Here is a 23,868-nt window from a genome sequence, read left to right as displayed (position 1 = left end):
TTGCGCGATTCACTCAAGTTATTGATCCAGGTTAGAGAAATAATCGTTTGTACATTTGCGAGGAACGAACATTCCTTGCATCGCTTGTGACTCCAACGTGACCGGCGCGCGGGTCATCCGACCAACCGGCAGAGCGCGTTCCCACACTCATACAGATCGATCTCAACGGGATCGGTCAACGTTGGCACGGAGCGACGAATGACGCGAGTATTGATCACTGGAGGTGCGGGCTTCATCGGCTCCCATGCCGCCGACGTTCTGCTCGCGGCGGGTTACGAGGTCAGGGTCCTCGACAATCTGTCGCCCCAGGTTCACGGCGGCAACCGTCAGCGCCCGGCTTATCTGACCGAGGACGCGGAGCTCGTGGTCGGCGACGTGACCAATCCACTTTCAGTCGAGCAGGCCCTGCGCGGAGCCGACATGGTCCTGCATCTCGCCTCCGCGGTCGGCGTCGGTCAGAGCATGTACGACATCGAGCCCTATGTCCGGACCAATGAGCTGGGCACCGCAGTGCTGCTGCAGGCGATCTCCAGCCGTCCCGTCGAGCGGCTCGTCGTGGCGTCCTCGATGAGCATCTACGGCGAAGGTCTCTATCGAACTACCGATGGGATCGATATCGCACCGAGCGAGCGGCCGCTCGAGCAGCTTCGGAACGGCGACTGGGACCTGCGCGATGCCACGGGCGACAGCCTCGAACCGGTTGCGACACCCGAGACGAAGCGGCCGTCGCTAAGCTCGATCTACGCACTGAACAAATACGCTCAGGAACGCATGTGCCTCATCGCAGGCAAGGCCTACAACATTCCGACAGTGGCCCTGCGGTTCTTCAACGCGTTCGGTCCACGCCAGGCCTTGTCCAATCCCTATACCGGCGTACTCGCAATTTTTGCGGCGCGGCTGCTGAACGGGCGACCGCCGCTCCTGTTCGAGGATGGCCGCCAGCGGCGAGACTTCGTCCATGTCCACGACGTCGCCCGCGCGTGCCGCCTCGCGTTGGAAACGGAGCAGACCCACAACGTCTTCAACGTCGGTTCGGGGCAGAGCCGTACCATCCTGTCTGTCGCGCAGGACCTCGCCGAGATCATGGGGCGCGACTCCATCGCTCCCGAAATTACCCGAAAATACCGCGCCGGCGATATCCGTCACTGCTTCGCCGATATCGGAAAATCGCGCGATCTGCTCGGCTTCGAACCACGCATCGCATTCAAGGACGGTCTCGAGGAGCTGGCCGAATATCTGGCGGACCAGATTGCCGATGACCAGGCCGAGCGGGCCACCGCGGAGTTGCAACAGCGAGGACTGGTCGCGTGAACAGTGAACGAGACAACAAACCCGTCTTGATCACCGGAGGCTGCGGCTTCATCGGCTGCAACATCGCCGCCCGGCTGGCCGAGCGCGGCGACAGCGTGCTGGTGCTCGACAACCTCGTGCGCACCGGCGTGCATGAGAACGCGCAATGGCTCAAATCCAGGCACGGCGACCGGATCACCATCAACGTTGCCGATGTTCGCGATCCTATTCCGGTGATCGATGCCGTTCGCGATGCGCGCGCAGTGCTGCATCTGGCGGCTCAGGTCGCCGTGACCGATAGCTTGAGCGATCCCGCCGCCGATTTCGAGATCAACGCACGTGGCACCCTGAACGTGCTTGAAGCTGTCCGTCTCCACAATCCGTCAGCGCCCGTTCTCTTCGCGTCCACCAACAAGGTCTATGGTCGGCTGATCGACGATACCCAGATCGAGCGCATCGGGCGCCGCTACCGCCCGGCGAGCGGACTCCTGGGCGACGGGATATCGGAGAGTGCATCGCTCGATTTCTACAGCCCTTACGGATGTTCGAAGGGGACCGCCGATCAGTATGTCCACGACTATGCGCGGGTGTACGGCTTGCAGACCGTCGTATTGCGCATGAGCTGCATCTACGGGCCGCGCCAGTTCGGGACCGAGGATCAGGGCTGGATCGCGCATTTCCTACTCAGCGCCATGCGCAGCGATCCGCTGACGATCTATGGCGACGGGTATCAGGTTCGCGATGCACTTCACGTTTCCGACGCCGCCGCAGCCTGGCTCGCCGCGCTTGATCATATCACTCTGTCACGGGGACACGTCTTCAATCTCGGCGGCGGTCCGGCCAACTCAGTCAGCCTGCTCGAACTGATTGATCTCATCGCGGAGCTGACGGACCGCAATGTCAAATACGGCTTTGCTGATTGGCGCCCGGGAGACCAGCCCTGGTATGTCACGGATACGCGCGCCTTGTCGACGGCGCTCGGCTGGGCACCGCAGGTCGCCCTGCCGGAGGGCCTACGCTCGCTCCACACCTGGCTCGACAGCCGCTTCAATCCATCCCACGGAAGCCGCGAGGCCCTGGCATGACGCGCGTCGCCCTCATCAATCCGAACTGGGACTTCAGCGGCAGCATCTATTTCGGATGCCGCTCGCCTCACCTTCCGCTTGAGCTCGGAATTTCCGAGCACTATTTGAGGGCGGCCGGGCACCAGACGTTGCTGCTCGACGCTCATATGTTCGATCTGTCGCTTGCCCAGGTAGAGGACGAGCTGCGAGCCTTCAGGCCCGACCTGATCGCCATCACAACGGCGCCGACCTACTTGTTCTGGCGTTGCGCGCCGCCCGAGCTCCGCGTGCCGCAGGAGCTTGCTTTGTCGATCCGCGAGCTGGCGCCGGTCCTCGTTGCGGTGGGTCCGCACGGCTCGACCACACCGAGGACGACGCTGAGAAAGCTCGGCGTCGACATCGTCGTGATGGGCGAATGCGAGCAATCCCTGCTGCGTCTGGCCGAGGGTGACCGCGATTTTCCCGGGCTCTGCTTCGACGACGGACAGTCGACACGCGTCAATGGTGGCCCTCAAGCCGTCGACTTCAAGGACCAGCCAGCCCTGCGGTGGCCGGCCGAGATGATCCGCCGCCATCATCATCACCACCACCGGTTCGACGCGGAACCCATCGCGCCCGGCGCGGAGATCGAGGCCTCGCGCGGATGTCCCTACAACTGCACCTTCTGCGCCAAGGACAATTTCCGCAATGCCTACCGCAAGCGACCTCCCGCGATCATTCTCGAGGAGATCGACCGCCTGCGCGGCCAGGACATCGAGTATGTCTACTTCATCGACGAGATATTCCTGCCGAACGCCGAACTGCTGGAGGGGCTCGTCACACGCGGCCTGAAATTCGGCGTCCAGACCCGTATCGATCTCTGGAAGCCCGACATGCTCGCGCTGCTGGGCCGCGCAGGCTGCGTCTCGATCGAGGCGGGTATCGAAAGCCTGACGGCCGAAGGCCGCGCGGCGCTCGCCAAGAATTGCAGGATGAGCACCGATCAGCTCGCCGACCGGCTCGTGGAAGCGAGGCGCCACGTGCCATTCGTGCAGGCCAATCTGATCGAAATGCCCGAGGATGACGATCCGACCGTGCAGCGCTGGCGCGGGCGCATGCAGGAGGCGGGCGTCTGGGCAAACGATCCGGTGCCGCTCTATCCCTATCCGGGCTCGCCGGACTACCGCAAGCTGTGGGGCGAGCCGGACGATTTCGCCTGGGAGCGCGCGCATCAGCATTATCTCGCGCTGTACGACCGATTCAGCGACGTGCAGGAGGATCGTCCCATCCCGCTCAGTGCGCTCGAAATTCAGGTGGGATCATGAGCAGCGGCACGGACATCAGGATACTGATGACCACCGATACGGTCGGCGGTGTCTGGACCTATTCCTGCGCCCTCGCCTCCGCTCTGGCTGCCTCAGGCGCTCACATATATCTCGTGACCATCGGTCCTCTCGCACGCGCTGATCAGTCTGCCATGCTGCGCAGTGACCGCATTCTGCTGATCGAGACCGATCTTGCGCTCGAATGGCAGGATCCGGAAGGGCACGACCTTGCCAATGCGGAGCGAACCTTGGCCCGCCTCGAGGCGAGGTACACACCGGACATCGTCCACCTCAATAGCTTCCGTGAAGCGACTTTCGCGTGGCGCGCACCTGTTCTGGTCGTTGCCCACTCCTGCGTGAAATCCTGGGCTGTCGCCTGCAATGACACGGTTTGGTCGAACGAGCCCCGATGGCAGCAATACGCGTCGCGCGCCGCCGCCGGCCTCGACGCCGCGCAGGCCTGGGTGTGCCCCAGCCACGCCTTCAAGGAGGTCGTCTCCGAGATGTACAGGCCCCGGTTCGCCGGCGCCGTGATCCGAAATGGCATCGCGCCTCAGCGACTCCACGGCACCAAGCAAAGCTTCATCCTTGCGGCCGGACGGCTCTGGGATCGCGCGAAGAACATCGAGGCACTGACCAAGGCTGCGTCCGGCCTGGACTGGCCCGTCCTCGTTGCCGGCCCGGGTGAACCGGATGAGTCATCGGCCGTGACGTGGCTTGGCAACCTCTCCCATGCTGCCCTGCGCAGCCGTCTGCAGCGCGCCGCGATCTTCGTGAGCCCGGCGCTGTACGAGCCGTTCGGGCTCTCCGTGCTCGAGGCCGCCATGGCGGGGTGCGCATTGGTCCTGTCGGACATTCCGACGTTTCGAGAACTCTGGAATGACGCCGCGCTGTTCGTCGATCCCGCCGACAGCAACAATCTCCGCCAGGCACTTGCCGAGCTATGTGCCGACAAAGGCAAACGGTTGCGGTTGCAACACGCCGCCCCACGCGCGAGCGCTGCATTTTTCGCTCGAGCGAATGACCAAATCCTATCTTGAGCTCTATCAGAGGCTGCTCGCCCCCGACGACTATCCCGTGCCGTCTTACGAGACCGAGGTGCACGCATGAAATGCGTCCTGTTCTACCACGCATTCACCTCCTGCTGGAACAACGGCAACGCCCACTTCCTGCGCGGCTATTCCCGCGAGCTTCGTGCGCTCGGACATGAGGTGACCGTCTTTGAACCGATCGATGGCTGGAGCCGATTGAACGCCATTCACGAAGGCGGCCTACCGGCGATGGAGGACATCCATGCGCTGTTTCCCGGCGTGAAGGTTCGTCGATACGATGCTTCTCTCGACCTGGATGAAGCGCTGGACAGTGCAGACCTCGTGATCGTGCATGAATGGAATTCGCCCGTTCTGATTGCGCGGATTGCCCGCCGGCGCGTGCAGGGAGCAGCCTTCACTCTATTGTTCCACGATACCCACCATCGGGCCGTGACCGCGCCGGACGAGCTGGCGCAGTTCGAGCTCGATGGATTCGACGGCGTGCTCGCCTTCGGCGAAGTCCTCCGCCAGATCTATTTCAAGCTCGGCTGGACCGACCGCGCTTTCACTTGGCACGAAGCGGCCGATACCGCGCTTTATCACCCGTTGCCGGACGTTGAGCCGACCGAAGATGTCGTCTGGATCGGCAATTGGGGCGACGGTGAGCGTAGCGCCGAGCTCGACGAATTCCTGGTCGAACCGGTATCCGCGCTGAAACTGCGCGCGACGATCTATGGCGTCCGCTATTCGGATGCCGCACTGCAGTCAATTCGTGCAGCGGGCCTCCGCTATGGAGGGTGGCTGCCGGCTCACTGGGCGCCAACTGCCTTCGCCAATGCACGCGCGACGGTCCACGTCCCGCGAGGTCCCTATGCACGAAACCTGCCCGGCATTCCGACAATCCGCATGTTCGAAGCGCTGGCGTGCGGGATCCCGCTGGTGTCGGCGCCGTGGGCCGACACCGAGCGCCTCCTTCCGGAAGATGCGTATCTGCGCGCCTCGGACGGAGCTCAGATGAAGCGCGCGCTTCGCACCCTGCTCGATGATGCAGAAATGTCCACCGCAACGGTTCAAGCCGGCCTTCGCACGATCAGGGAACGCCATACCTGCCGGCATCGCGTGCAACAGCTTCTCGATATCGTCGAAGATATCCGCGGCACGCCTCGAAGTCTTCGACACAACTTCACCGAAGGAGCAGTGGCATGAAGATCAGCTTCTTCGGCTCCAGCCTGGTCTCGTCCTACTGGAACGGTGCTGCCACCTACTATCGCGGCATCCTGAAGGAAATCGCGGCGCTTGGGCATCAGATCACGTTTTTCGAACCGGACGCATTCGAGCGCCAGGCACATCGCGATATAGCCGATCCCGACTGGGCGCGCGTGATCGTTTATCCGGCGACACCGGACGGCTGGCAAAGTGCTCTCGAAATGGCGGCAGGATCCGCCGATCTGCTGATCAAGGCGAGCGGCGTCGGGGTCTTCGATCTCGAACTGGAGAATGCCGTCATCGACGCGCCATCGCAGGCGATGCGCCTCTACTGGGACGTCGACGCGCCGGCAACGCTCGATGCGATGTCGAGCGATCCCGACCACCATCTGCGGCTCGCGATTCCGCGCTATGACCTGGTACTCACCTATGGCGGCGGTGACGCAGTGGTCCATGCCTACCGGGATATGGGCGCCCGAGATTGCGTCCCCATCTACAACGCGCTCGACCCCGCCGCTCATTTCCCGGCGCCGGCTACGCCCGAATTAGACTGCGATCTGAGCCTGCTGGCCAACCGCCTTCCGGATCGCGAGCAGCGCGTCGACTGCTTCTTTCTGGACGCGGCGCGCCATCTTCCCCAAAAGAGATTCCTGCTGGGCGGCTCCGGCTGGGACGACAAGGATACCCCTGCCAACGTACGCAAGTGCGGTCATGTCGGTACCTGCGACCACAACGCCTTCTTCGGCTCCGGTCTCGCGACAATGAACGTCAATCGCGACAGCATGGCTCGCTACGGTTTCTCACCGCCAACGCGCGTGTTCGAGGCGATCGGGGCCGGCGCCTGCCTGATTACCGACGAATGGAAAGGTGTGGACCACTTCCTGGAGCCGGGCCGCGAGGTGCTCGTGGCCTCGAGCGGCGCTGAAGTCGCGGAGCATCTCGGCTCGCTGACTCCCGATCGGGCACGTGCGATCGCCCGTCGCGCCCGCGCCCGCATCCTCCACCACCACACCTACAAGCACCGCGCACGGCAATTCAACGATCTTCTTGCGGGACCAAGTTCGCGAATCGAGGCAGCAGAATGAAGCTCAACATCGTCGTCATCGGCCTTTCGGTCACTTCGTCCTGGGGCAATGGTCACGCCACGACCTACCGCGCCCTGATCGAGGCCCTGGCGCAGCGAGACCATCGCGTCACCTTCCTCGAGCGCGACCTGCCCTGGTACCGCAGCCATCGTGATCTCGGCAAGCCTTCGGCCTGGAAGGTTGAACTCTATCAGGGGATCAGCGAAATCCCGCGCCGGTTCGGAACTCTCATCTGCGGCGCCGATCTGGTCCTCATTGGCTCCTTTGTACCGGACGGGATCGCGATAGCCGAGTGGGTTACAGCGCATGCGCGCGGCATCACCGCATTCTACGACATCGATACTCCGGTGACGCTCGCCGGCGTCGGCCGTGGCCTCGACTATCTCTCCGTAGCGATGATTCCGCGGTTCGATCTGTACTTGTCCTTCTCCGGCGGGCCGGTGCCTGACATGATCGAGGCGAGCTACGGCAGTCCGATGGCGCGCGTGCTGTACTGCAGCGCCGACACCCAACTGTACCGCCCGGAACGGCAGCACCCGAGATGGTCGCTCGGCTATCTTGGAACCTACAGCAAAGATCGGCAACCCACGCTCGAACAATTGCTGCTGGCGCCCGCCCGCGCACTCTCCTCCGAGCGGTTCGTCGTTGCCGGGTCGCAGTACCCGGAACACATCGACTGGCCTGACAATGTCACGCGGATCGATCACGTCGCGCCGGATCAGCACCGAACGTTCTATGCGCAGCAGCGGTTCGCGCTGAATGCCACGCGCGAGGACATGCGAGCGCTGGGATTTTCGCCGAGCGTCCGGCTGTTCGAGGCCGCTGCGTGCGCAACGCCCGTCATTTCGGATCGTTGGCCCGGCATCGAAACGATCTTCGAGCCGTCGCGGGAAATCCTGCTCGCTTCCACCACACAGGAGGTGGTCGAAATCATACGTGATATGCCGGAGGAGCGCCGCCGTGTGATTGGCGAAAACGCGCGCAAACGCGTCTTGGCCGACCATACCCCGGACCACCGCGCCCGCCAACTCGAGGCCTACCACGCCGAGGCCTTGGCGCGTCGCAGCCGCAAGCCAATACGCATATCCGCAACCCGGCCGATGCAGCTCGCCGGGCTCTGAAAGGAGGTACCATGACATTCCAGACACGCATGCAGGCCCCGAAACATACGCGCACCGTTTTGATCACCGGCGGAGCGGGCTTCATCGGATCTCATCTCTGCGATTCGCTCCTGCAGCGGGGCAACCGGGTAATCTGCCTGGACAATCTGTTCACGGGAACGGTGGAGAACATCCGACCTCTGCTGAACCATCCAAACTTTCGCTTCATCGAGCAAGATGTCCGCGAGCCCATCGACATCGAGGACCACGTCGATCGAATCTACAGCCTCGCCTGCCCGGCGTCGCCACGGCATTATCAGAGGGATCCGATCGGCACCATGAAGACCTGCATCCTCGGCAGCATCAACGTGCTCGAGTTCGCGCGGCGCAATTCAGCTCGCGTGCTGCAGGCCTCTACCAGTGAGGTATATGGCGATCCCGAGGTCCATCCGCAGCCGGAATCCTATCTCGGCAATGTCAATCCGATCGGTCCACGGGCCTGCTATGACGAGGGCAAACGAGCGGCTGAAACGCTGATGTTCGACTATCAGCGACTGCACGGAGTCGAGATCAAAGTGGCTCGCATTTTCAATACTTACGGCCCCCGCATGCTCGAGAATGACGGGCGGGTCGTTTCCAACTTCATCGTCCAGGCGCTACGGGGCCAGCCGATCACCATCTATGGCGTCGGCTCTCAAACCAGAAGCTTTTGTTTCATCGACGATCTTGTCCAGGGACTCCAACTCCTGATGGAAAGCCCGGCGTCCATCACCGGACCGTGCAACCTGGGCAATCCGGATGAAGTCACGATTGAAACGATTGCGCGCGAGGTGCTCGCTCATACGGCCTCAACCTCTCCGCTCAAGTTTGATGCATTGCCAAAGGACGATCCAAAACGCCGCAAGCCTGTGATCGATCTCGCAGAGCTCTCCCTGGGCTGGCGTCCGCGTGTCGCGCTGAGGGATGGCCTTCGCGCAACCATCGACTATTTTGCGCTTCGCATCGCTTCTGACCCGGAGCTTGCACCGGCGCCGGCATCGCGCAAGACAACGCGCGGGCGGTTGAAGATCGCCGACCCGCGGTGAGGAGCCATCGGTCGAAAGGGATAACAACGTGAGAGGTGACGGCCCAGCGACGGAGCCCACCTGGCGAGGCGCGCGGGGTGATGGTCGAGATGCCGGCTGGCAGTGTCAATTCAGGCGAGACCATCGAACAGGCAGCCCGGCAAGAATGCCTGAAAGCCTTGCAGTGGCTTGAACTCCACAAGCATATGCTCCGATCGCTCTTTGGTGAATAGCTTCTCACGGTCGAAAGCCACCGATGGCATCGGAGAGCACGTCCAGTCCGCAGAAAACGAAAGGCCTTAGCCGCGCCTTCGGGCTCGGGCTCGTCACCGGGGCGGCGGACGACGACTGTTCTGCGATCGGAACCTATGCCAGTGCGGGCGCCCAGTTCGGCTATGCGCTGCTGTGGATGGCGCCGGCTACGTTCCCGATGATGTTTGCGGTCGTCTATCTCTCCGCCAAGCTTGGCCGCGTAACGGGCAAAGGCTTGTTTGCGGCTCTGCGCGACCAATTCACGCCGTGGCTGATGTGGCCCGCGTTGATTGGCGTCCTGATCGGAAACGTCGTCGAAGCCGGCGCAAATATCGGCGCCATGGCCGCGACGATCAATCTCTTCGTGCCCGTGCCCCAAGGGATTCTCGTCCCCCTCATTGCAGGTGTGATCCTCGCGTTGCAGATTTGGGGTTCCTACACGCTGATCCGGAACATCTTCCGATGGTTGGCACTCTCACTGTTCGCCTATGTCGGATCGGCATTTCTTGCGAGCCCCGATCCATGGCAGGTGTTGCGCGGGACCTTCGTGCCACAAGTCCAGTTCACCCGGGAATTCCTGTCGATCCTGGTCGCGGTGATCGGCACGACGCTTTCGGCCTATCTCTACACCTGGCAATCCAATGTTGAAGTCGAGGAGATGATCGCGGCCGGCCGCCTCAACAGACGTTCGCGCCTGTCATCGGTCGATGCGGAGGTCACCGAGTCGCGCCGCGACATCCTGATCGGAATGGCGTTCTCGAACATCATCACCTACTTTATCATTCTTGCAGCCGGGGCCACCCTGCACCAGGCCGGCCAGACTGACGTCGACAGTGCCGCTCAGGCCGCGGAGGCCCTGCGACCGCTGGCCGGCGATGCAGCCGCGACTCTCTTCAGCGTCGGCATCATCGCGGTCGGCTTCCTCGCCGTTCCCGTCATGACCACCGGCGCCGCCTACGATCTCTGCCAGACGCTCGGCTGGAAGAGTTCGCTCAGCGTCAGGCCTGCTGAGGCCAAGCAGTTTTATGTGGCCATTGCCGGGTTCACCGCCGTGGCCGTCGCGATCAACTTTGCCGGCTTCAATCCGATGAAAGCGTTGGTCTATGCCGGCATCGTGCAGGGTTTTTCGACGCCTCCACTATTGCTGTTGATTCTGCTGATGACGAACGACCGGAGGCTGATGGGACATGAGGCCAACACCGGCTGGATGAAGGTCCTCGGGTGGGTCACAGTCGGAGCCACTTCTGCGGCGACCATCGGCCTCGTCGCAAGCTGGGCCCTCTAAAGCGCGATGAGATTGGGATGAATCATCATCGCACTTTAGGTTGTTGTTTGCGCATAATCTTTTCGGAAAACCGCTTCGCACTTTTCGGGATCATGCTTTAGTGCAAGAGCCCATCCGTCTTTCGCGAATGTTTGTTCGCGATAGCCGCCCAGCTTTGGCGCCCGCAACGCTGAGCAAATTGCCGCTAGCCCAGGACAGCCCACCCATACGGCGGCAGCGTGAGCTCTGTCTTTGCTCCTGCCCTGCGCACCATAGCGGATCCTGCAAGCGTCTCGGTGGCGACATCTAGGGTGCGCACGACCGCTGCGCCAGCGATGTTCAGGGCGACCCATAGCCGATTGCCTTCGTCGAAGGCTTCGAAGACCAGGTCGGTATTGCGAAGCTCGACGATCCGGGACTTCGCCCGGAACAGCCATGGATGTCTTCGCCGCAGTCCGATCAGTTCCTGATGTAGTCGGTAGATTGGCCAGCCAAATGGCGCCAGCTCGGCTGGCGTCGCCGGAAAGGCCGGACGGATCGCGTCATCGCCTCCGGCACGGTGCTCCTTGATCCCGCGGAACGCCTGTTCGTCCCCGGCATAGATCGAGGGCGTGCCGCCACAGGTCATGAGAATGACCAGCGCGTGCGGAATATGCCGTTCATCCACAAGCTGACTCGCGATCCGCGTGACGTCGTGGTTGCCGATGAAAGTCTGCGGCACGAACCGGTCGATCATCGCATTGTGCCGCCCGAGCGCCCATGCGAGCTCATGGAAGTTGCGATTGTTCAGGGCGCTCCAGATCGCCTTCCAAAGCTCGTACTGCGTGACGGCATCGACACCGGTCTCGTCGACGAAGCCGGCATAGTCGCCGTGGATGACCTCGCCGAAGATGTAGGCGTCGGCATGCTGCGCACGAACCGCGGGCAGGACACGCTGCCAGAATTGCCGCGGCACAGCGTAGGCCGCGTCGAGCCGCCAGCCATCGGCACCGCGGTCAAGCCAGTAACTCATCACGCGGCTGACATAGTCGACGACCGCGGGCTCGTCATGGTTGAACGTCACAAGCTGGTGGTGACCTTCGAAGGTCGCGCAATCAGGTTCTGTTCCGTCCCGCCGCCACGTCAAGCGGAACCATGCAGCATCCGGCGATTGCGGGCCGGCGGCGACGGCGCGCTGAAAGCGTGGCGATTCACGCCCCACGTGGTTGAACACGCCATCCAGAATGATGCGCAGGCCGCGGCGACGGGCTGCTGCGATGAATGCGTCGAAGTCCGCATCATCCCCAAGCCGCCTGTCGATCCGGAAGTGATCAATCGTGTCATACCCGTGGGTCGAGGAGGCAAAGATCGGGCCCAGCAGGATACCGGATACGCCGAGCTCCACGGCGTAATCGAGCCACTGAGCAAGGCGGTCGAGGCGATGCACGACGTCGGCACACGCATCGGCCTCCCGTTCGGCCCCGACGAAGCCGAGCGGATACACATGCCACCAGACGGCGTGCTCGATCCAGTTGCTCATGCGCCCACCTTCACTCCTCAAGCCGGTCGCCGCCCTGACGAAGGTCCTGCCGATCGCGCCGAGGGTCAACAGCACGGCGATCCGGGCTAGACCAACAGCGTGGAACTGAAAGCGCGCGCTCAGGACAGTGCCGTCTCCGGCCGCGCGAGAATGTGCTCGATGTGTCCCCTGCCGATGACACCCGTCCCATCACCACAAGGCGGCGGGTACACTTATCCGATGCTACCCCTTCTTCTCGTCAAGCAGCTTGGCCACACGACGCAGGCCGAGCAGATAACCCTGAGTGCCGAACCCTGCGATGACCCCATCGGCCCGTTTGGATACGAACGAGTGGTGGCGGAATTCCTCGCGCTTGTGCACGTTGGAAATATGCACCTCGATCACCGTCCCCTCGAACGTGTTCAAGGCATCCAGAATGGCGACGGACGTATGGGTGAAAGCGGCGGGATTCATCACGATACCGGCAGCAGTGTCGCGCGCCTCGTGGATCCAGTCAATCAGCTCGTATTCCCTGTTCGACTGATGAAAGCGAATCTCAAGGCCGAGCTCCCCGGCCAGCGCCCGGCAATCCCGCTCCACATCCGCGAGCGTCTCGTGTCCGTAGATGTGGGGCTGGCGCTTGCCGAGCAAGTTGAGATTTGGCCCGTTGAGAACATAGACAAGACGCTTCATCGAAGTACTCCGTTCAGTGATGGGCGAGGATCTCGCCAAGGAACTGCTTGGTTCGGGCATGTTGGGGATTGCGAAAGAAAGCATCGGGCGCGCCTTCTTCGATGATCTTGCCCTCAGCCATGAAGATGATGCGGTCGGCAACCTGGCGGGCAAAACCCATCTCATGGGTGACGCAGATCATGGTCATACCGTCGTTGGCGAGGCCTATCATGGTATCGAGCACCTCCTTGACCATCTCGGGGTCGAGCGCCGAGGTCGGTTCGTCAAACAGCATTACCTTGGGCTGCATGCAGAGCGCGCGCGCAATCGCGACGCGCTGTTGCTGGCCTCCCGAAAGCTGAGCCGGATACTTATCAGCCTGATCGCCGATGCGCACGCGCTCGAGATATTTCCGCGCAATCGCTTCCGCCTCGGTCTTGCCGATGCGGCGCGCGCGGATGGGCGCGAGCATGCAGTTCTGCAAGACCGTCATATGCGGAAAGAGATTGAAGCTCTGAAAGACCATGCCGACGTCCTGACGTACGACGTCGATAGCCTTGATACTGTCGTCGAGCCGATGACCGTTTACCGCAATACTGCCCTGCTGGATTGGCTCCAGGCGGTTGATGCAGCGGATCAGGGTCGACTTGCCTGAGCCGGACGGACCGCAGAGCACGATCTTTTCACTTTTGCGCACAGTGAGATCAACGTTGCGGAGAGCTTGGTACCCGCCGTACCACTTCTGCACGCCCTTCATTTCGATCAGGATCTGGTCCTGCATGCTGGTCTCCGCCGTTGGGCGGCGGCCAACGCAGATCGCGCCGGCCGCTCGCAGTGGCTAGGCTAGTGGACGGTGAAGGGAACGCCGGGGACGGAGTCCGGGAAGACAGGGACGGGGACCTTCATCCATTTGGCGTAGAAACTGGCCAACTTGCCGTTCGACTTGATCTCGTCGATGAACTTGTTGGCCGTCTCGTTCCACTCCTTCTCCCCCAGCCGTGTGCAAGCGCCATTGTAAAGGGCGGTGAAGTGAAGCTTGGGCTCAAACCCGAGTTCCGGCTTTGCGGCGTTGAGACGCTGCGGATAAAACAGGTTCGCGCCGACGGCCTGCACCTGACCGGAGAGCAGCGCCTGGATCGTGGCAGCGTCATCGTCGAATCTGCGGATCTCGGTCCCGGACGGGGCGTTGTTGGTCACCTGCGTATCTTGCGTGGAGGACCGCGGAACGCCAATTACGTACTTGCCCATATCGGCATTGCTGTTGATCGGCGTTGCCTGGGCGGCAACAAGCGTGATCTCATTAGCAACATACGGCTTGGAATACTGCACCGCCTTTGCGCGCTCGGGCAGCATGGCCATCGTTGCGAACAAGATATCTACCCGGCCTGTGGTCAGCGCCGGAATACGATTGGCCACCGCCAGCGGGACGAACTCGGCTTTCACGCCGAGATATTCAGCGAAGGCGCGCCCCATGTCGGCATCGATGCCATCCTGCTTTCCCGAGCTATCGACATAGCCCCATGGAGGATTGTCGCCCTGAATGCCGATGACCACGACGCCCTTCTTCTTCACGTCTTCCAGAGTGCCCGCCTGCGATTCGCCTGCAATACAGATAGCCGCCAATGCCATTAGCGCGAGCCCGAGCTGGCGGCGATGGGGTGAACACAACATGAGTATCTCCTCCTGGTGATGGCTGTTTGTGATTGAGTAGGTGCGCCGTTCCTACCTTTGACCGGCCAGGGCGAGCCTGGCTTCCATCCGGCTGCCCCACCATGACAGCGGCCAGCAGAGGATGAAATACATTGCGCCGACCACGCCGAAGACGAGCAACGGCTGAAAGGTCTGGTTCGATACGATTTGCCCGGCGCGGGCGAGTTCGATGAAGCCGACGATGGCGGCTAGCGAAGTGCCCTTGATCAGCTGCACGAGATAGCCGATGGTCGCCGGCAGCGAGATGCGGATTGCCTGTGGCAGCACGATATCGCGCATGCGGGACGAATAGTGCAGTCCAAGCGCCATCGCCGCCTCGGTCTGCCCGCGCGGCACGGCCTGTATCGCTCCGCGCCAAATCTCTCCAAGGAAGGCGGAGGCGTTCACGGTGAAACCGATCGCCACCGCGACGAATGCGTCGAGCTTCAGCCCGGTGAGCGCCAATCCGTAGTACACCACGAAAAGCTGCAGCAGCAGCGGAGTGCCCTGGAATATCCCGATGTAGATGCGGGTGATCCATTCCACGCCCTTATGACCACAGGTGCGGAGCAATGCGACGGCCAGCCCCGCCGTGCAGCCGCCCGCAAACGCGACCAGCGTCAGCAGCACGGTCCATTGCAGACCGCGCAGCAGGAAGCCGAACTCCGGAAGGCCAAAATGCGGTGCCATGATCTCCCCTCAGCGTGTCGGATATGAGAAGAAGCGGTGAGAGATGACCGCAAAGCCCAGCATCAGCAGCCAGGAAATCGCGAGATAGAGGAAGGTGACGGAGAAATAGACCTCGAAGCTGCGGAACGTGTCGCTTTCGATGCGCTGCGCAACCGACGTCAATTCGTAGGCCGATACCGCCGAACAGATCGAGGAGGTCAGCGTCAGCATGATGAACTGCCCGGTCAGCGAGGGGTAGATCGCGCGAAGCGCGGGCTTGAGCACGATGAAACGGAAGACCTGCCCCTTGTGCAGGCCGAGCGCGTAGCCGGCCTCTATTTGTCCCTTGTGAATGGACTGCACTCCGCCACGGATGATCTCGATGGCATAGGCGCCACCATTGACACCGAGCGCGATGACAGCGGTGGCTGTCGGATTGAGCTTCAAGCCGATCAGCGGCAGGGCGAAGAACAGAAAGAAGATCTGCACCAGGAAAGGCGTATTGCGGACGATCTCGACGAATCCGATCACGAGAGCACGCAACCAGGCCACCTTCGAATCGCGTGCCGCGACGCCGGCGACACCGATCATCATCGCGAGCGTCATTCCGGCAAGCGCCAGGCCCAACGTACCCACGCACCCCCACAGCAGCGCGGGCATCGCATGCCAAACCACCGAGAAATCGAGCGTGTAGCCCATCTTGCGTTTCCTCACGGGCGTTGTGCGTGCCGCTCGCCCATCGGCCGGGTGTCACCCTCCCAGGGATGCAAAGGTGGCGAAGAAGACGTCCGTATCGGGTGAGATGCCCGTGAACAGGCGGAATGCTTCGGTGCCCTGGAAGACTGCCATGCCGCCGCCATCGACCGTGCGGCAGCCCAGGGCACGCGCCGCCCGGAGCAGTGCGGTTTCGAGCGGGAAGTAGACGATCTCAGCGACCCACAGATCAGGGCGCAGCGAGGCCGTCGGCAGTGGCGTGCCCGGATATTTATCCATGCCGATTGGCGTCGCGTTGACAATTCCGTCTGCGGCGGCCACGGCCGCTGCAACATCCTTGCCGGCTCGCAAGCATCGTTCTGCAAATCGAGGGGACAAGCCGTCAACCACACTTTGCGCCTTGGCCAAGTCGATGTCGATAATTGTCAGTTCCTGCACTCCGAGCTTCATGAGTGCGAAGGCAACCGCCGCACCTGCGCCGCCCGCTCCGAATTGAACCACGCGTCCAAGTGATGCACCTTGCATGTTGCGGCGAAAATTCTCGGCGAAGCCGAACCAATCGGTGTTGTGGCCGGTCATTCGACCGTTCCTGATGACCACGGTGTTCACGGCGCCCAGCGCCTCCGCGTCAGGCGAAAGCTCGTCCAAGAGTGGAAGGATCGCTTGCTTGCAGGGATGGGTGACATTTAACCCGTCAAAGCCCATATGCCTTGCTGCCGCGAGCAGTTCCGGCAGTGCCTCCACGCCCAGCTTCAACTCGGCGAGATCGATCTTCTTGTAGAGATAGCGGATGCCCGCGGCGTCAGCGGCCGCTTCATGCATAGGCGGAATGCGTGACGCCGCGATGCCGCTGCCGATCAGGCCGACGAGAAAGCTGGAGTTCTGATGCATGCTCGGCATCGCCCGTCAGCTCAAAGGGACGGTCAGTTCGGCGATGACCTGAGCCGTGCTTGGTCGCACGCCGCGCCACCAGGAAAAAGCTTCGGCCGCCTGCTCGACCAGCATGCCGACGCCGTCGGCCAGCTTGGCTACGCCTTCGGCGTGGGCCGCTTGCAGAAAGGGAGTCAATCCCTTGCCATAGGCAAGTTCGTACGCCAACTTCGCACGGCGGAAGACATTGCCGGGAAGTGGCGGCATCTCACCACGCAGGCTGGCCGATGTCGCGTTGACCACGACGTCATAGCCCTCGGCAAGATCGGCCAGTTCAGCATAGCCGCTGACGATCAGGGGACCACAACCGGCAAACTCTTCGGCCAGTGCCACAGCCTTCGACAAGGTTCGATTGACGAGAACCAGCTCGGACGGCTCCTGGCGCAGGAACGGCAGCAGCGCGCCACGCGCTGCGCCCCCGGCACCGAGCATCAGGACGCGCTGGCCGGCCATTTTGATGCCTAGATTGACGGTGATGTCGCGCACGAGACCGATCCCGTCGAAATTCTCGCCAATGATCCGATCGCCGTCGAACTTCAGGCAGTTTACGGCGCCAGCTCGGTCGGCGCTCTCTGAAAGCTCCTTTGCGTAGCCGAACGCATCGAGCTTGAACGGGGCAGTGATGTTCAGCCCTTTCGCGCCTTCTTTCCGGAATTGATCAACCCGTTCGCTGAAGCCATTGAGGGGACCCTCGATCGCCTCATAGACAAGGTCCTGTCCCGTCATTCTGGCGAACGTGCCATGGATGAGGGGAGATTTGCTGAAACCGATCGGATTGCCGATCACCGCATATCGGTCGCTCATCGATCACTCCTGCACTGCGGCTTCGTTGTAGAGGACCCCGTCACGCACCATCGCCTCGACGAGCTCGGCCGAAAGTCCCAGCGACTCTGCAATGCGGCGATTATCCTGGCCAAGCAGCGGCGCCGGAGTTCGCACCGTGGTGTCGCAATCGGAGAACCGGAACGGCAGGTTCGGCAGCGTCACCTTGCCGAGCACAGGATGCTCCTGCTCGACCAGCATGCCACGCGCATGAATCTGCGGATCCTTCACGACCTCTTCGATGGTCTGCACGGGAGCGGACGGCACACTTGCTTCGTCGAGTGCCGCGAGGCAAGCATCGCGAGACGGCTGCGACAGTGTCCAGTTGCGCACAATCTCCATCGCTTCGCCATAATGGGCGTTGCGCGCGGCAGGCGTGGTGAAGCGTTGGTCGGATGCCAAATTGTCTCCCCCGATCAGGCTCGCCAATCGTCGCCAGGCATCATCGACTTGCGCAGCGATGACGAGATTGCCGTCCCTGGCCGGAAAGACGCCGTAGACAGTAGAATCCGGCTGTCCGCTGCCGGTCTGCTTCGGCAGGTCGGTCCCGCCGGAGAGGAAGTAGCGCTGCACCGCATAGTCGTGCATCGAGACCATGCAATCGTACAGCGCCAGATCGATATGTTGGCCGCGCCCGGACGACGCGCGGCCGACCAGCGCTGCATTGATGGCCGCCACGCCGTGAATGCCGGTGTACATGTCGGCCAATGGCATCCGCAGCAGCGGCGGCGCCTCGCCGGGATTGCCCAGTTGCGCCAGGGCGCCAGACATCGCCTCTGCGATCAGACCGAAGCCTGGACGGTCGGCATAGGGACCGGTGTGACCATAGGCGGAGACCGAACAGTAGATCAGTCCGGGATTCCGCGCCGAGAGCACCTTGTAGCCGAGCCCGAGGCGTTCGAGTGCGCCGGGGCGATAGTTCTCGATGAAGACATCGGCTGTGTCGACCAGCTTCATCATCAGGTCAAGGCCACGCCTGTCGCGGAGATCGATACACAGGCCCTGCTTGCCCATGTTCTGCTGCAGGAAGTAGCCGGATTGTCCGTCCTTGAAATAGCCATGGGCGCGGCCCGCATCGCCTGCCTTCGGACGCTCCACCTTGATGACGTCCGCGCCCATCGCGGCGAGGCAGCGGCCCATGAACGGGCCCGCCAGGAAATGGCTGTAGTCGATGACGCGAATGCCTTTGAGCGGCAGATCTTGTGCGGTCATGCCTGCCCTCCCGCGACGCCGGCCTTCGGGCGCATCGGAATCATCAGCCGGTGCTCGCCGAGCTGCACCACTTCGCCGCGCTGATTGATCAACTCCGAGGGGAGCACCACGATGCCCCACCCATCACGCTTGGTGGCGCGCATCGAGCCGACGCGGAACTTCACGTGCACGGTATCGCCGAGCTTGATCGGCAGCTTGAAATCCCAGGTCCAGCCCAGCGACATTCCCGGAAGGAAGCGGTAGTCGGCACGGGTCTTCAAACCATCGGCCAGCGACAGACCAAACAGCCCGTGCGCGACGCGCGTGCCGAATGGTGTGGTCTTGGCGTATTCCTCGTCGACATGGACCGGCGTGAAATCGCCCGTCAGTTCGGCATAGGCATTCACCATCGCTTCGGTGACCGTCACCGCAGGGGTGATGCATTCGTCGCCGACTTTGGCGTCGTCCCAGTAGCGCTCATCGGTCATGTCGCGTCTTTCCTCTAGGCACGGGGATTGATCGCCAGGGCGGCTTCCACGGCGCCTGCGCTGGCTTGCAAGATCTCGATGTTCAGGCCGCCCGGCAGCTCGAGCCAGTTCGGGCCGGCAGGCAATGCCCTGGCGCCCCAAGCGGCGGCGCGGGCGAGGACGCCTTCGTAGTCGTCGACCATGATGCCGAGATGGGCGAGACGCCCCTCCGGCCCGACAAAGTGCGGATCCTCGATGAGTTGCACGCTTCCCAGTGTCCATACCTGACGCGGCCGCGGGCCGTCGGCGGGTTGCTCGTCGCGAATGCCAAGGCCGAGCACCTCACGAAAGAAGTCGATGTGACGATCGACATCCGGCACTCGGATCGCGACGTGTTCGACATAGGCGCGAGGCAACGACATCATCTCAGGCCTTTCCCGGATAATCGCTGCGGGCGTATTCGAGCCCTTTGACCAACGCGACGAGGGTGGAGTTGACGGGCGTAGGGACGTTGAGCTTGGCGCCCCAGCGCACGACCGAGCCGTGAATGTAATCGACCTCGGTCAGATTCCCGGATTGCAAGCTCTGCAACATCGACGTCTTGAACTCGGACGGCAGTCCGGCAGACGCCATCGTCCAGGCCCGGCGCGGATCGGCAATCGAGATCTTCACGCCGGCAGCCTGCGCGACCGCGATGCCCTCCGAGATTGCGGCCAGCGCGCAGTCTTCCAAGATCGGCAGCGAATAGAGACCGCCGTAAGTCAGCCCGGTAACGGCGGTGATTCCTCCTCCGGCGACGTTGATGAACAACTTGTCCCACATCGTGCCCAGGATGTTGTCGCTGAGCAGCGTGAGAATGCCGGCACGATTGAACGTCTCTGAAATCCGCTGTGCGCGTTCCGTCAACCGTCCGTCAAGCTCGCCGATGATGGTTTCCTTGCCGACCACTCCGGAGCGAACATGACCGGGGCCGAGCAGCACGCCGCCAACATAGGTCTTGCCTGCCAGGACCCTGTCACGACCGACTTCCTCCGAAAGGATGTCCTCGTGACCAAGACCGTTTTGAAGCGACATCACGACCGTCTGCGGCCCGATGATCGGCGCTGCCGCGCGGATCGCATCGCGCGTGTGATAGGATTTGACGAGGACGATAACAAGGTCCGCCACGATGCCGACCTGGTCCGCGGAGATACAGGCAGAGACCTTTACCACGGTCTCGGCGTCACCTTCGAGCATCCGTAGACCAGCAGCATTGATCGCCTCGACATGGGCCTGAAACGGATCGATCAACCAAACCTCGGCACCACCGCGCGCCAGCGTGCCGCCGATAGTCGAGCCCAAGGCTCCCGCTCCGACAAAGCAGATCCTCATCCGAACGCTTCTCCCTCGCCCATTTTGGCGTTGGAAGCGTGCTAGCAGGCTGCTCCATATTTGGATATGATATGATCTTTATATCCATTATTGCAGATCGCAATGAAGCATCGAGACTTCTCAGAGACCAACCTGCTCGAGCCGCGCCTGCTCCGGTTGTTTGACGCATTGTTCTCCTCGGGCAGCGTCACCAAGGCGGCCGAGAAGCTCGGTCAAAGCCAGCCGACCATTTCGATCTGGCTGGCGCGCCTGCGAAAGGAGCTGGATGATCCGCTCTTCATCCGCTCTGCGGAGGGAATGCTGCCGACGCCGCGCGCGGAGGCTCTCATCGGCACGGCCCGACAGGCGTTGGAGATGCTGCGCCGTCTGGCGGAGCTTCGCCCTGAGTTTGATCCGGCGACCGCAAAGCGCCGCTTCGTCATCTGCATGACGGATGCGAGCCACATCACGCTGCTCCCGGCCATCCTCGCCTACGTTCGTCGTGTTGCTCCGGGCATCCGCATCGAGGCGGCGCAGATCGGCAGCGATACGCCACGAATGCTGCAGTCCGGCGAGGCCGACCTGGCGCTCGGCTACATCTCGGACCTCGACGCCGGGCACTTCCAACAGGCACTCTTTCCGCAGGATTGGGTCTGCCTGGCAAACGCAAAACATGCCCGGATCCACGACCGCATCACGGCAGAGGATTTCAGGCGTGAGGCGCACGTCCTCATTCGCTCCGGCACCGGACATCAATTGCTCGCGGACGCGCTACAGGAGCAGCGGATAGTCCTTGACGTTGCGCTTGAGCTACCGGGCTTTTTGGGGTTGCCCGCAATCGTCGGGACGACTGACCTGATCGCCACCCTCCCAAGGCACATCGGCGAAACGCTGGCTCACTACTACGGACTGCGCGTGCTCGACTGCCCGCTGGCGATCGCCGGCTTCACGGTGAAACAATATTGGCACGCCCGCTTCCACCACGACCCCGCAAGCCAGTGGTTGCGTGACGTGTGCGGGGAGCTTTTTCAACAGCAGGAAGTGCGCGGTCTTCACCGTTCCGGTCGACCAAGGAAACGAAAGCCACGCAATTTGACGACGTAGCGGACGCATGCTTCATGATCACGCCGGACTTTTTCTCAGCCATTCGGCGAGCCGCGAGGGCACCCAGGCGCGGTGGGCGGCGCCGCGGGGGATACGGCGTCTTGATAATCCGCCAAAAGCCGCCGTTCGTGCGCGATCCCTCTCCGGTTGAGAGTTGGCCCCGAGCGGGTTAGAATCGCGGCGGTCCCCGCGTCGCCCATAACCTCCCATTTGTCGCCGACTACGTTGCGGTGGACGACCTCGTCGATGCTCGAGAGGATGACGGCGCCTCGCTACGTACACCCATCCGGTCCACCACGCACTCGGCGCCGTCGATAACGTACGCTGCGTGACGAAAATCCCTGATGGTGGCGAGCTTGTCGTCGGACCAGTTCAACAGCATGAAATATTTCGGCCGCCCGTCCGGTTCATTCGGATCGAACACCAGGATCGCGGGACGTCCCTCCACCTGCCCCGTCACCAGGTGCCAGTCGCTGATCTTCGAATAATTGCCGAAGTAATTCGACACGTCGGCCTTGCCTTTCAGCCTGGTGCGGTTGACGAGCTCAAGCCTGACGTCATCGGCGATCATGGCGCGGATCGCGTCGAAGTCGCGCGCATTGAAATGGCCGACATAGGCGTTGAGCCGCGTGCGGTCGGCTTCCGACAGGCCCGGCTGCGGCACGTCGTCCGGCTCCTCGGCGAACTCACGCAGCTGCGTGCGCCCACGATGCAGCGCGGCCTTCACCGCCGGCAGACTGAAATCCATGATATCGCAGACCTCGGCAAGCGAGCAGCCAAGCACGTCCATGAGGATCACGCTGGACCGCTGCGCCACCGGCAGCCGCATGAAGGTGCGCAGGCTGGTCGCAGCAATCTGGCGGCTTTCCACGTCATCGAGCCGGTCGGCAATCATCTCCACCTCCTCAGCCGAATGCAGCGCCTCCTGCCGGTTGCGGCGGCGCAGGAAATCCAGCGCGGTGTTGTGCGCGATGCGGAACAGCCACCCCTCCGGATTGGCGACGGGCCCGACCGATTGCAGCGCCTCCATCCCCTTGATCAGTGCATCTTGCAGCACATCCTCACCGTCGATGACCGAGCCGACCATGCGCGCGCAGTAGCGATGCAGTTTCGGGCGCATCGCCGCCAGCAGGGTCTCGATTTCGGTGATGGCCCGTGGATCTGGCGCCATTGCTCCTCCGCCTCACTTGTTCAGGACTCGTCCAGCATACGGTAGTTGCCCACGATCCTCACATCACGAACCAGCGGCGGCTCGACGCAGCGGTCGCGGATGCCGTCCTGGAACGCCTGAAACGCCTCGAGTTTCGGGATCGGGCTCGAGCCGTCCCCAGCAGCGGCCTCGACAAAGTGGATGAAGGTGTCGTCCTCCGGCCGCAGCGTCAGATAGCGCACGCCGTCCGGCCTGGCCGCCTTCAATTCAGCAAACACCGCCGAAACCAGCTCGGCATTCCTGTCGGCCAACTCCGGCTTCGCCTTGTATCTGATCAGGGTCCTTCTCATCGCGTGCTCCTTGTTCATGTCGCGACCTCGATCGCGTTATCGCGGGCCGTCTCTCTACCGGAGCGTGATCTTCTCGGAAAACCGGTGCTCACTTTTCCAGTGCAAGCTCAAGTAAAACGGCCGCGTCAGCCCTTAGGACGTTTGCCGGCCGCCGAAGGATGCGGCCGGCGAAAAATTATTTCCGAGCGCTTCCTATGCCCCTCCGGCCTCGTCTAGCCCGCAGAACGCGCCGCGACAGGGTGGCGCGCCACACGGAGAGAGGGCGATGCAGACCCCGACCAATCGCGCCGAGCAGAACTGGGGGCTTGGCGTCACCGCGCTGGCATCTTTCACCCAATCAGCCGCTCTTCGGGCGGCGGCACGCCGGACCTTCAAGGGCCGCGACCATACCCTTGTAACCGGCAAGATCGCGGATCACGGCGCAGAGCTCAACGCGCTTGTTCGTGAAGATTTTTGCCAATTCGACTGAGTGTCATCTGATCGGACAGCGGCAATAGCCAAGGGCAGTTACTATGAGGCGCAGGCCTGGTCGCGCCGCTCCTTGCGTCGGGGCGTCGATCCACGGTCAAGCGGATTGCTGAAATTGACAAGCGTGGCGGCAG

26 protein-coding genes are annotated in these 23,868 nt (G+C 62.4%); 12 read left to right on the top strand and 14 right to left on the bottom strand.

The features are described from left to right. The first annotated feature begins 198 nt into the window (after positions 1–198). The 10 genes from ACVWY3_RS37770 to ACVWY3_RS37725 all read left to right on the top strand — a co-directional run bounded on the left by ACVWY3_RS37770 (position 199) and on the right by ACVWY3_RS37725 (position 10,681). Complete coding sequence (locus ACVWY3_RS37770; RefSeq protein ID WP_456842980.1) at positions 199–1,311, top strand: NAD-dependent epimerase/dehydratase family protein; 1,113 nt, start codon at positions 199–201, stop codon at positions 1,309–1,311. Then, positions 1,308–2,375 (top strand): NAD-dependent epimerase/dehydratase family protein, encoded by a 1,068-nt coding sequence (locus ACVWY3_RS37765; protein WP_456842979.1) that lies wholly within the window; start codon positions 1,308–1,310, stop codon positions 2,373–2,375. Before ACVWY3_RS37770 ends, ACVWY3_RS37765 begins: the two co-directional genes overlap by 4 nt. After that, positions 2,372–3,658, top strand: a complete 1,287-nt coding sequence (locus ACVWY3_RS37760; RefSeq protein WP_456842978.1) for a TIGR04295 family B12-binding domain-containing radical SAM protein — start codon at positions 2,372–2,374, stop codon at positions 3,656–3,658. Before ACVWY3_RS37765 ends, ACVWY3_RS37760 begins: the two co-directional genes overlap by 4 nt. Further along, complete coding sequence (locus ACVWY3_RS37755) at positions 3,655–4,698, top strand: glycosyltransferase family 4 protein (RefSeq protein WP_456842977.1); 1,044 nt, start codon at positions 3,655–3,657, stop codon at positions 4,696–4,698. The genes ACVWY3_RS37760 and ACVWY3_RS37755 overlap by 4 nt, the downstream gene beginning before the upstream one ends. A 66-nt stretch (positions 4,699–4,764) precedes the next feature. Next, a complete protein-coding gene (locus tag ACVWY3_RS37750) occupies positions 4,765–5,895 on the top strand; it encodes a CgeB family protein (protein ID WP_456842976.1) in 1,131 nt (376 codons plus the stop codon). Beyond that, complete coding sequence (locus ACVWY3_RS37745; protein WP_456842975.1) at positions 5,892–6,980, top strand: CgeB family protein; 1,089 nt, start codon at positions 5,892–5,894, stop codon at positions 6,978–6,980. The genes ACVWY3_RS37750 and ACVWY3_RS37745 overlap by 4 nt, the downstream gene beginning before the upstream one ends. After that, a complete protein-coding gene (locus ACVWY3_RS37740; protein ID WP_456842974.1) occupies positions 6,977–8,101 on the top strand; it encodes a CgeB family protein in 1,125 nt (374 codons plus the stop codon). The genes ACVWY3_RS37745 and ACVWY3_RS37740 overlap by 4 nt, the downstream gene beginning before the upstream one ends. A gap of 11 nt (positions 8,102–8,112) precedes the next feature. Next, on the top strand, positions 8,113–9,165 hold the full coding sequence (locus tag ACVWY3_RS37735; protein ID WP_456842973.1) for a UDP-glucuronic acid decarboxylase family protein: 1,053 nt from the start codon (positions 8,113–8,115) through the stop codon (positions 9,163–9,165). A 35-nt stretch (positions 9,166–9,200) separates the two neighbouring features. Continuing rightward, the gene (locus ACVWY3_RS37730; RefSeq protein ID WP_456842972.1) at positions 9,201–9,377 is read left to right on the top strand and encodes an NUDIX domain-containing protein; all 177 of its coding nucleotides are present in this window, start codon (positions 9,201–9,203) and stop codon (positions 9,375–9,377) included. Positions 9,378–9,400: 23 nt separating this feature from the next. After that, positions 9,401–10,681, top strand: coding sequence for an NRAMP family divalent metal transporter (locus ACVWY3_RS37725; protein WP_456842971.1), 1,281 nt, complete (start codon positions 9,401–9,403; stop codon positions 10,679–10,681). Positions 10,682–10,865: 184 nt separating this feature from the next. On the opposite strand, the gene ACVWY3_RS37720 is transcribed toward ACVWY3_RS37725, so the two are convergent. The 12 genes from ACVWY3_RS37720 to ACVWY3_RS37665 all read right to left on the bottom strand — a co-directional run bounded on the left by ACVWY3_RS37720 (position 10,866) and on the right by ACVWY3_RS37665 (position 20,683). Further along, positions 10,866–12,179, bottom strand: coding sequence for an alpha-amylase family protein (locus ACVWY3_RS37720; RefSeq protein ID WP_456842970.1), 1,314 nt, complete (start codon positions 12,177–12,179; stop codon positions 10,866–10,868). Positions 12,180–12,401: 222 nt separating this feature from the next. Beyond that, positions 12,402–12,851 (bottom strand): type II 3-dehydroquinate dehydratase, encoded by a 450-nt coding sequence (gene aroQ / locus ACVWY3_RS37715; protein WP_456842969.1) that lies wholly within the window; start codon positions 12,849–12,851, stop codon positions 12,402–12,404. 13 nt (positions 12,852–12,864) lie between these two features. Then, positions 12,865–13,611, bottom strand: coding sequence for an amino acid ABC transporter ATP-binding protein (locus ACVWY3_RS37710; protein WP_456842968.1), 747 nt, complete (start codon positions 13,609–13,611; stop codon positions 12,865–12,867). A gap of 62 nt (positions 13,612–13,673) precedes the next feature. Then, positions 13,674–14,501 (bottom strand): transporter substrate-binding domain-containing protein, encoded by an 828-nt coding sequence (locus ACVWY3_RS37705; RefSeq protein ID WP_456842967.1) that lies wholly within the window; start codon positions 14,499–14,501, stop codon positions 13,674–13,676. A 51-nt stretch (positions 14,502–14,552) separates the two neighbouring features. Further along, complete coding sequence (locus tag ACVWY3_RS37700) at positions 14,553–15,209, bottom strand: amino acid ABC transporter permease (RefSeq protein ID WP_456842966.1); 657 nt, start codon at positions 15,207–15,209, stop codon at positions 14,553–14,555. 9 nt (positions 15,210–15,218) lie between these two features. Next, a complete protein-coding gene (locus tag ACVWY3_RS37695) occupies positions 15,219–15,887 on the bottom strand; it encodes an amino acid ABC transporter permease (protein WP_456842965.1) in 669 nt (222 codons plus the stop codon). A 51-nt stretch (positions 15,888–15,938) separates the two neighbouring features. Further along, on the bottom strand, positions 15,939–16,793 hold the full coding sequence (locus tag ACVWY3_RS37690) for a shikimate dehydrogenase (protein ID WP_456842964.1): 855 nt from the start codon (positions 16,791–16,793) through the stop codon (positions 15,939–15,941). A gap of 15 nt (positions 16,794–16,808) precedes the next feature. Next, positions 16,809–17,636 (bottom strand): shikimate dehydrogenase, encoded by an 828-nt coding sequence (gene aroE / locus ACVWY3_RS37685; RefSeq protein WP_456842963.1) that lies wholly within the window; start codon positions 17,634–17,636, stop codon positions 16,809–16,811. A gap of 3 nt (positions 17,637–17,639) precedes the next feature. Beyond that, positions 17,640–18,866, bottom strand: a complete 1,227-nt coding sequence (locus tag ACVWY3_RS37680; protein WP_456842962.1) for a CaiB/BaiF CoA transferase family protein — start codon at positions 18,864–18,866, stop codon at positions 17,640–17,642. Next, positions 18,863–19,333, bottom strand: coding sequence for a MaoC family dehydratase (locus ACVWY3_RS37675; RefSeq protein ID WP_456842961.1), 471 nt, complete (start codon positions 19,331–19,333; stop codon positions 18,863–18,865). Before ACVWY3_RS37675 ends, ACVWY3_RS37680 begins: the two co-directional genes overlap by 4 nt. A 14-nt stretch (positions 19,334–19,347) precedes the next feature. Beyond that, positions 19,348–19,734, bottom strand: coding sequence for a VOC family protein (locus ACVWY3_RS37670; RefSeq protein ID WP_456843555.1), 387 nt, complete (start codon positions 19,732–19,734; stop codon positions 19,348–19,350). Between the two features lie 4 nt (positions 19,735–19,738). After that, complete coding sequence (locus ACVWY3_RS37665) at positions 19,739–20,683, bottom strand: ketopantoate reductase family protein (protein WP_456842960.1); 945 nt, start codon at positions 20,681–20,683, stop codon at positions 19,739–19,741. Positions 20,684–20,785: 102 nt separating this feature from the next. Here ACVWY3_RS37665 and ACVWY3_RS37660 point away from each other — a divergent pair, with 102 nt between their 5' ends. Next, positions 20,786–21,766: a LysR family transcriptional regulator gene (locus tag ACVWY3_RS37660; RefSeq protein WP_456842959.1), complete on the top strand. Its 981-nt coding sequence runs from the start codon at positions 20,786–20,788 to the stop codon at positions 21,764–21,766. A 220-nt stretch (positions 21,767–21,986) separates the two neighbouring features. Here the strand turns inward: ACVWY3_RS37660 and ACVWY3_RS37655 are convergent, their stop codons facing one another. Together ACVWY3_RS37655 and ACVWY3_RS37650 are read right to left on the bottom strand one after the other, a co-directional pair. Beyond that, on the bottom strand, positions 21,987–22,937 hold the full coding sequence (locus tag ACVWY3_RS37655; RefSeq protein WP_456842958.1) for a sigma-70 family RNA polymerase sigma factor: 951 nt from the start codon (positions 22,935–22,937) through the stop codon (positions 21,987–21,989). 20 nt (positions 22,938–22,957) lie between these two features. Beyond that, positions 22,958–23,266: a hypothetical protein gene (locus ACVWY3_RS37650; protein WP_456843554.1), complete on the bottom strand. Its 309-nt coding sequence runs from the start codon at positions 23,264–23,266 to the stop codon at positions 22,958–22,960. 265 nt (positions 23,267–23,531) lie between these two features. Between ACVWY3_RS37650 and ACVWY3_RS37645 the strand changes: the two genes are divergently transcribed. Continuing rightward, entirely contained in the window at positions 23,532–23,735 is a 204-nt protein-coding gene (locus ACVWY3_RS37645) for a hypothetical protein (protein WP_456842957.1), read from the top strand. Positions 23,736–23,868 lie beyond the last annotated feature (133 nt).

This window comes from Bradyrhizobium sp. USDA 4486 (genome assembly GCF_054057995.1).
This window is presented reverse-complemented; position numbering and strand designations above follow the sequence as displayed.

Excerpts from the sequence above, each read along its gene's own strand:
- ACVWY3_RS37770 (WP_456842980.1), top strand. The coding sequence starts at position 199 with ATGACGCGAGTATTGATCACTGGAGGTGCGGGCTTCATCGGCTCCCAT.
- ACVWY3_RS37760 (WP_456842978.1), top strand. The coding sequence starts at position 2,372 with ATGACGCGCGTCGCCCTCATCAATCCGAACTGGGACTTCAGCGGCAGC.
- ACVWY3_RS37755 (WP_456842977.1), top strand. The coding sequence starts at position 3,655 with ATGAGCAGCGGCACGGACATCAGGATACTGATGACCACCGATACGGTC.
- ACVWY3_RS37750 (WP_456842976.1), top strand. The coding sequence starts at position 4,765 with ATGAAATGCGTCCTGTTCTACCACGCATTCACCTCCTGCTGGAACAAC.
- ACVWY3_RS37745 (WP_456842975.1), top strand. The coding sequence starts at position 5,892 with ATGAAGATCAGCTTCTTCGGCTCCAGCCTGGTCTCGTCCTACTGGAAC.
- ACVWY3_RS37740 (WP_456842974.1), top strand. The coding sequence starts at position 6,977 with ATGAAGCTCAACATCGTCGTCATCGGCCTTTCGGTCACTTCGTCCTGG.
- ACVWY3_RS37735 (WP_456842973.1), top strand. The coding sequence starts at position 8,113 with ATGACATTCCAGACACGCATGCAGGCCCCGAAACATACGCGCACCGTT.
- ACVWY3_RS37725 (WP_456842971.1), top strand. The coding sequence starts at position 9,401 with ATGGCATCGGAGAGCACGTCCAGTCCGCAGAAAACGAAAGGCCTTAGC.
- ACVWY3_RS37720 (WP_456842970.1), bottom strand. The coding sequence starts at position 12,179 with ATGAGCAACTGGATCGAGCACGCCGTCTGGTGGCATGTGTATCCGCTC.
- aroQ (WP_456842969.1), bottom strand. The coding sequence starts at position 12,851 with ATGAAGCGTCTTGTCTATGTTCTCAACGGGCCAAATCTCAACTTGCTC.
- ACVWY3_RS37710 (WP_456842968.1), bottom strand. The coding sequence starts at position 13,611 with ATGCAGGACCAGATCCTGATCGAAATGAAGGGCGTGCAGAAGTGGTAC.
- ACVWY3_RS37705 (WP_456842967.1), bottom strand. The coding sequence starts at position 14,501 with ATGTTGTGTTCACCCCATCGCCGCCAGCTCGGGCTCGCGCTAATGGCA.
- ACVWY3_RS37700 (WP_456842966.1), bottom strand. The coding sequence starts at position 15,209 with ATGGCACCGCATTTTGGCCTTCCGGAGTTCGGCTTCCTGCTGCGCGGT.
- ACVWY3_RS37695 (WP_456842965.1), bottom strand. The coding sequence starts at position 15,887 with ATGGGCTACACGCTCGATTTCTCGGTGGTTTGGCATGCGATGCCCGCG.
- ACVWY3_RS37690 (WP_456842964.1), bottom strand. The coding sequence starts at position 16,793 with ATGCATCAGAACTCCAGCTTTCTCGTCGGCCTGATCGGCAGCGGCATC.
- aroE (WP_456842963.1), bottom strand. The coding sequence starts at position 17,636 with ATGAGCGACCGATATGCGGTGATCGGCAATCCGATCGGTTTCAGCAAA.
- ACVWY3_RS37680 (WP_456842962.1), bottom strand. The coding sequence starts at position 18,866 with ATGACCGCACAAGATCTGCCGCTCAAAGGCATTCGCGTCATCGACTAC.
- ACVWY3_RS37675 (WP_456842961.1), bottom strand. The coding sequence starts at position 19,333 with ATGACCGATGAGCGCTACTGGGACGACGCCAAAGTCGGCGACGAATGC.
- ACVWY3_RS37670 (WP_456843555.1), bottom strand. The coding sequence starts at position 19,734 with ATGTCGTTGCCTCGCGCCTATGTCGAACACGTCGCGATCCGAGTGCCG.
- ACVWY3_RS37665 (WP_456842960.1), bottom strand. The coding sequence starts at position 20,683 with ATGAGGATCTGCTTTGTCGGAGCGGGAGCCTTGGGCTCGACTATCGGC.
- ACVWY3_RS37660 (WP_456842959.1), top strand. The coding sequence starts at position 20,786 with ATGAAGCATCGAGACTTCTCAGAGACCAACCTGCTCGAGCCGCGCCTG.
- ACVWY3_RS37655 (WP_456842958.1), bottom strand. The coding sequence starts at position 22,937 with ATGGCGCCAGATCCACGGGCCATCACCGAAATCGAGACCCTGCTGGCG.
- ACVWY3_RS37650 (WP_456843554.1), bottom strand. The coding sequence starts at position 23,266 with ATGAGAAGGACCCTGATCAGATACAAGGCGAAGCCGGAGTTGGCCGAC.
- ACVWY3_RS37645 (WP_456842957.1), top strand. The coding sequence starts at position 23,532 with ATGCAGACCCCGACCAATCGCGCCGAGCAGAACTGGGGGCTTGGCGTC.